We start from the raw sequence: 6,483 nt of genomic DNA on the forward strand, positions 1-6,483 counted from the left end.
GTGCCGTTGCCCCACGTGAGTGAAAAGGAAACAGAGGATGTCCCTTGCATGAAAGGGACGGGACGATATGACGGGATAGACAGCGCGGGTCAAGGATATTTACCATTTGGCCGCGCAGTCCGGCCCTGCGCCGCCCCGTTCAGGCGCTCTGCCGCCTAAAGCGGTGGCAGGCCCAGAACATCCTCCATGCCGTATAAACCGGGTACACGCCCGGACAGCCAGCCAGCCGCACGCACGGCGCCGGTTGCAAAAATACGCCGGTCGAACGCCCGGTGCGTAAGAGTGATCTGCTCATCCGCTGAGGTAAACAGAACCTCGTGCTCGCCCACGATCTGCCCGCCCCGCAGGGCCGCAAAGCCGATTGCTCCGGCCTTGCGGGGGCCGGTATGCCCATCGCGCCCGCTTTCGCGCACATCCTCCAGCACCACGCCACGCCCCAGCGCTACGGAGCGCCCGATGGCCAGCGCCGTGCCTGATGGGGCATCCACCTTCTGGCGGTGGTGCATTTCCACAATTTCGGCATCGTAGCTCTTCGCGGGCAGGGCCTGCCCCATCATCTGGGCCAGACGCTGCACCAGCGTAACGCCGGGTGAAAAATTGGCGGCATGCACCACGCCAATCTGCCGAGCCGCTTCATCAACCGCTGCCTGCTGCTCGGCAGACAGGCCAGTTGTGCCCAGCACCCAACCTACGCCAGCCTGCGCCAGCACGCGGGCATTCCCGCACACCGTATCGGCATGGGTAAAATCGATCACCACATCGCTCAGGGCGGCTAGTTCAGCGATATCCGTAAACAGGGGGTAGGGCGATACCACATCCTGCACTTTGCGCGTGGTGCCGCCCGACAGGTCCAGACCCGCCGCGCGTACCTCTTCCACCAGCAGTCGCCCTACGCGCCCGCCAATACCGGCAATACCAACCCGCATGCGTGTTATTCCCCACCTTCGAAAAAGTCACGCACACGACGGAAAAAGCCCGTATGTTCGGGGCTGTGCTTGATGTCCTCGCCCGCTTCAGTCTCGAATTCCTCAAGCAGTTCACGCTGGCGCTTGGTCAGGTGCTGCGGTGTTTCCACCGTGACCTGAATATACATATCCCCACGTGCTGAAGACCGCAGAACCGAGAACCCCTTGCCGCGGAGCCTGAAATGCGCGCCGCCCTGCGTGCCTGCGGGAATTTTGACATTGGCGCGGCTACCGTCGATTACCGGCACTTCGATTTCCGTGCCCAGAGCCGCCTGCCCCATCCGCAGCGGCACACGGCAGTAGATGTTCGCGCCATCGCGCTGGAACAGCCCATGCTCCAGCACGGACACATGCACATACAGATCACCCGGCGGCACACCGTTGGCTCCGGCCTCGCCACTGCCGGTCATGCGGATACGGGTACCGTCCTCCACACCGGCAGGCACCTGAACCTCCACCACGCGTTCACGCTCGACCGTACCTTCGCCATGGCAGGCCTTGCACGGGTCTTTAACCGAACGCCCTGTGCCATGGCAGGTCGGGCATGGCCGCTCGACAATAAAGAAGCCCTGCTGGGCCCGCACCTTGCCTATGCCATGGCAGCTCGGGCAGGTCTGCACACCTGAGGCGCCACTTTCCGAACCGCTGCCGTTACAGCTTTCGCAGGCCACGCGGGTAATGACCCGCACATCCTTCTTCACACCTGAAAACGCTTCTTCCAGCGTGATTTCAACATGAGTCTGGATATCGTTGCCACTGCGGGCCTGACCACCGCCCCGGCGGCCCATCATATCCCCGAACATCTGCTCGAAAATATCGCCCAGACCGCCGCCGCCACCGCCAAAGCCGCTGAAGTCAAACCCACCCGGCCCAGCCCCGCCGCCTTCAAACGCGGCATGGCCAAAGCGGTCATAGGCAGAGCGCTTCTGCTCGTCTTTCAGAATATCGTAAGCATGGCTGATTTCCTTGAACCGCGCTTCCGCATCCGCATCACCCTGATTCCGGTCGGGGTGGTATTGCATGGCCAGCCTGCGATAGGATTTCTTGATTTCCTCCGCCGAAGCTGTCCGGGAAACCTCAAGAACTTCATAATAATCAAGCTGCGTGGCCATGAGCTATCCTTGTGGCGCCGCCCCACGCCGGGCGCGGCCTTTACTGTCCTGAATGTAAAAAGGCGCCCGGCTTCATAAAGAGCGGGCGCCGGACGCGCAATACAGGCGGCCATACAGGATGGCCGCCTTCTGGAACCTGCGCCGCTTACGACTTCTTGTTGTCGTGCACGTCTTCGAAATCGGCATCGACGATTTCGGGTTCGTCCGCCTTGGGAGCGCCAGAAGCCGCAGCCCCCTCTTCTTCCTGAGCTGCCTTGTAAGCGGCTTCACCCACTTTCATGGCAGCCTGCGTCAAGCGTTCGGTTGCACTCTTGAGTGCTTCCGCATCCGTGCCTTCCAGAGCAGCCTTGACGGCGGCAATGGCGCTTTCGGCTTCGGTCTTTTCAGAAGCCGGAACCTTGTCGCCTGCATCCGTCAGAGACTTTTCAGTCTGATGCACCAGCGCTTCGGCATTGTTGCGGGCTTCAACCAGTTCGCGCTTGGCCTTATCGGCTTCGGCGTTGGCTTCGGCGTCCTTCACCATCTGGTCGATATCGGAATCGGACAGACCACCAGAAGCCTGAATCTTGATCTGCTGTTCCTTGCCGGTTGCCTTGTCCTTGGCGGACACGGACACGATGCCGTTGGCGTCGATATCGAACGTGACTTCAATCTGGGGCGTGCCGCGCGGTGCGGGCGGAATGCCGGTCAGGTCGAAGTTGCCCAGCAGCTTGTTATCAGCCGCCATTTCGCGTTCGCCCTGGAACACCTTGATGGTAACCGCGCCCTGATTGTCTTCCGCCGTGGAGAACACCTGGCTCTTCTTGGTCGGAATGGTCGTGTTGCGGTCGATCAGGCGGGTGAACACGCCACCCAGCGTTTCAATACCGAGCGAAAGCGGCGTGACATCAAGCAGCAGCACGTCTTTCACATCGCCCTTGAGCACCGCACCCTGAATAGCTGCACCAATGGCCACGACTTCATCGGGGTTCACGTTACGGGCCGGGTCCTTGCCGAAGAAGGACTTCACCGTTTCGATCACCTTGGGCATGCGGGTCATACCGCCGACCAGAATGACTTCATCGATCTGCGATGCAGACAGACCGGCATCCTTCAGGGCTGCCTTGCAGGGCTCGAGCGTGCGCTGCACCAGATCATCCACCAGGCTTTCCAGCTTGGCGCGGGTCAGCTTGAGCACGAGATGCTTGGGGCCAGACGCATCTGCCGTGATGAACGGCAGGTTGATTTCCGTTTCCTTGGAGGAAGACAGCTCAATCTTGGCTTTTTCCGCGGCTTCCTTCAGGCGCTGGAGAGCCAGCTTGTCGGAACGCAGGTCAATGCCCTGCTCACGCTTGAACTCGTCAGCCAGGAACGCGATCACCCGGTTGTCGAAATCTTCACCACCCAGGAATGTGTCACCATTGGTGGATTTAACTTCGATCACGCCATCGGAAATCTCAAGCACGGATACGTCGAACGTGCCGCCGCCCAGATCGTATACCGCAACCGTGCCGCCGCTCTTCTTTTCCAGACCATAGGCCAGAGCTGCCGCAGTCGGCTCGTTGATGATACGCAGGACTTCAAGACCCGCGATCTTGCCGGCATCCTTGGTGGCCTGACGCTGGGCGTCGTTAAAGTACGCGGGAACGGTAATGACCGCCTGCGTAACCTTTTCGCCCAGATAGGCCTCGGCCGTTTCTTTCATCTTGCCCAGAACAAAGGCGGAAATCTGCGACGGCGCGTATTTGGTGCCGCGGGCTTCAACCCATGCATCGCCATTGTCGCCCTTGACGATGGAATAGGGCACCATGCCCTTGTCTTTCTGGACGGTCGCATCATCAAAGCGGCGCCCGATCAGGCGCTTGACGGCGTAAAGCGTGTTAGCCGGGTTGGTAACGGCCTGACGCTTGGCGGCCTGACCCACCAGCATTTCACCACCTTCGGTGAAAGCGACCATGGACGGCGTGGTGCGCGCGCCCTCGGAGTTCTCGATAACCTTCGTCTCGTTGCCTTCACGCACGGCAACGCAGGAGTTGGTCGTGCCGAGATCGATACCGATAACCTTGCTCATGTGTTCTCCCTTCAGCGATTCCGTCTGGCCCGAAGCACCTGATGGAACCCTTCTTGCATCTTTATACCGGCCCGCTACCTGCACCCTGCCTTACGCCATGGGAGCCGCACGAACCGACTGAACTTGATGTATGGCGGCGTTTTTCCTTTTTCAAGGCACGCCAGCCAACATCGGATGGTTTTTTAGCCCTGCTGTCCGCCTTCATGCGCCTTGGCCACCACAACCATGGCCGGCTTGAGCAGACGACCGTGCAGAGTCCATGTAGGCGTCCATGCCTGCATGACCGTGCCGGGCGTGTGCTCGGCACTGGGCTGCTCGGCCATGGCCTGATGATGGTTGGCGTCGAAAGGCTTGCCAGCGGGGTCTTCGCAATGGATGCCGTGGCGCTCGAGAATGGAAATAAAGGAACGCTCGGTGCTGTCGATGCCTTCACGCATCTTGCTCAGCACGCCGTCCTCGCCTTCCTGCGCGGGGGGCAGGCTGGCCAGCGCACGGCGCAGGTTTTCAGCCACTTCCACCACGTCCCGGGCGAATTTCTGCACCGCGTACTGGCGGGCATCATCCACATCGCGCTTGGCGCGGGCCAGAAGGTTCTGGTTCTCCGCCTCGGCGCGCAGCCATTTTTCCTTGAACTCCGTTGCGGACTGTTCAAGCTCTGCAATACGAGCGTCCGTCCCCGGCGCGGCATCATCCTGCCTGGGGGTGGACTGTTCGGCCTGGCCCGGCTCGACCGGCGCCTCGACCTGTGAGGGGTCTGTATCGTGCGTCATGCCCAAAGAAGTAAGCAACGCCGCTGCCGCCGACAAGACCTCTCGCGCATGAAACTCCCATGAACCGGCCCACCAACCCGCCCAAGGGGCAAAAAAGCGTGTCATTCAGCCGCTACCCCTTGGCATGCCACCCTTGCAAAGCCTAATCTGACGCGCTCGCGCCGTTGCCGGGAAGGAAAACAAGACCAATGACAGAGCGCACCAAGCAGACAATTGCTCTGGTTGATGACGACCGCAACATCCTGACCTCGGTTCAGATGACCCTTGAGGCCGAAGGATTCAATGTCCGTACCTACACGGATGGCGAGGCAGCCCTGCAGGGGCTGACCGCCTACCCGGTGGATCTGGCCGTGCTGGATATCAAAATGCCCCGCATGGACGGCATGGAGCTTTTGCAGCGCCTGCGTAACCGTTCGAATCTGCCGGTTATCTTCCTGTCTTCCAAAAACGAGGAAGTGGACCAGCTCATGGGGCTGCGTCTCGGGGCGGACGACTACATTACAAAGCCTTTCTCGCAGCGGCTTCTGCTTGAGCGCATTCGCGCGCTGCTGCGTCGCAACGAGGCCAGCAAGGCTGAAGCGAGCGGTGCGCCCGCTGGCGGCGCGCTGATGCGGGGCGATCTTTCGCTCGATGAGCTGCGCCACAAATGCACATGGCGCGAACAGGACGTACCGCTGACGGTTACCGAGTTCCTGCTGGTCAAAACGCTGGCGCTGCGTCCGGGCTTGGTCAAATCACGCGACCAGCTTATCGATGCAGCCTATGGCGATACGGTTTATGTAGATGACCGGACAATCGACAGCCATATCAAGCGCGTGCGCAAGAAATTCCGGCAGGTTGATGATGATTTCAACCAGATCGAAACCCTGTACGGTATCGGCTACCGCTACCGCGAGGACTGACCAGCACACATGACAGACCGGCCCCCCTTTCTGGCGCCGCTGTCCCGCCGCGTGGATTCGCTGCGCCACCTGCGCGTGCCCGGCAGACGCCCCCAGAAAGGGGTGGAGGCCACCGCCGCCTATCAGGCGTCACGCACGCGACTGGTCTCGCCGCTCATGCGGCGTATCCTGCTGGTCAATATCCTCCCACTTGCCCTGTTGGGCGTTACGGTGCTGTTTCTTGGCCAGTTCCGTAACAGCCTTCTGGCCTCAGAAGTCTCGGGACTGCGCGAGCAGGCCCGCATCTATGCCGGAGCATTGGGGCAGAGTGCCGTGCGCGCCACCCACTCGCCCCGCATAAGCAGCGGGGGGCAGGACAAGAACTACGCGCTGGAAACCGCGCTGGCCCGCCCACTGCTGCAACGCCTGACAGAACCAAGCCCCGCCGCCCATGCCCGCCTGTTCGGGCCTGACGGGCGGCTGGTGGCCGATAATCTGATCGATATTTCAGACGCGCCGGACATCCCGCTAACCTTCTCGCCGTCCACCCATCATGCGCGGGCCATCAACATGCCCGCCCCCAGCGCGTATGAGCGTTTTCTGTCCTGGCTGTGGGCCAGCCACAATCCGCGTATCGTCACGCTAGATACGGATGAGGAAGACACGCCCGACCACCCCCCCGGCCCGCCGGAAGACAATGGCGAC

6 protein-coding genes are annotated in these 6,483 nt (G+C 61.2%); 2 read left to right on the forward strand and 4 right to left on the reverse strand.

Features of this window, described 5'->3' with window-relative positions; translation table 11 throughout:
• Positions 1-155 precede the first annotated feature (155 nt).
• The 4 genes from dapB to ABF757_RS07745 all read right to left on the reverse strand — a co-directional run bounded on the left by dapB (position 156) and on the right by ABF757_RS07745 (position 4,897).
• Positions 156-926, reverse strand: coding sequence for a 4-hydroxy-tetrahydrodipicolinate reductase (dapB, locus tag ABF757_RS07730; protein ID WP_415481644.1), 771 nt, complete (start codon positions 924-926; stop codon positions 156-158).
• A 5-nt stretch (positions 927-931) separates the two neighbouring features.
• Positions 932-2,077 carry a molecular chaperone DnaJ gene (gene dnaJ / locus ABF757_RS07735; RefSeq protein WP_415481645.1) on the reverse strand — a complete coding sequence of 382 codons (1,146 nt, stop codon included), beginning with the start codon at positions 2,075-2,077 and terminating at the stop codon, positions 932-934.
• 145 nt (positions 2,078-2,222) lie between these two features.
• Complete coding sequence (dnaK, locus tag ABF757_RS07740) at positions 2,223-4,127, reverse strand: molecular chaperone DnaK (RefSeq protein WP_025860258.1); 1,905 nt, start codon at positions 4,125-4,127, stop codon at positions 2,223-2,225.
• 182 nt (positions 4,128-4,309) lie between these two features.
• A complete protein-coding gene (locus ABF757_RS07745) occupies positions 4,310-4,897 on the reverse strand; it encodes a nucleotide exchange factor GrpE (RefSeq protein WP_025860259.1) in 588 nt (195 codons plus the stop codon).
• Positions 4,898-5,085: 188 nt separating this feature from the next.
• On the opposite strand from ABF757_RS07745, the gene ABF757_RS07750 reads away from it, so the two are divergent.
• Positions 5,086-5,799, forward strand: a complete 714-nt coding sequence (locus ABF757_RS07750; RefSeq protein WP_025860260.1) for a response regulator transcription factor — start codon at positions 5,086-5,088, stop codon at positions 5,797-5,799.
• 9 nt (positions 5,800-5,808) lie between these two features.
• Positions 5,809-6,483: stimulus-sensing domain-containing protein (locus tag ABF757_RS07755; RefSeq protein ID WP_415481646.1), on the forward strand; the 675-nt coding region annotated here is incomplete at its 3' end.

The organism is Acetobacter papayae (assembly GCF_047721125.1).
Lineage (GTDB): Bacteria > Pseudomonadota > Alphaproteobacteria > Acetobacterales > Acetobacteraceae > Acetobacter > Acetobacter papayae.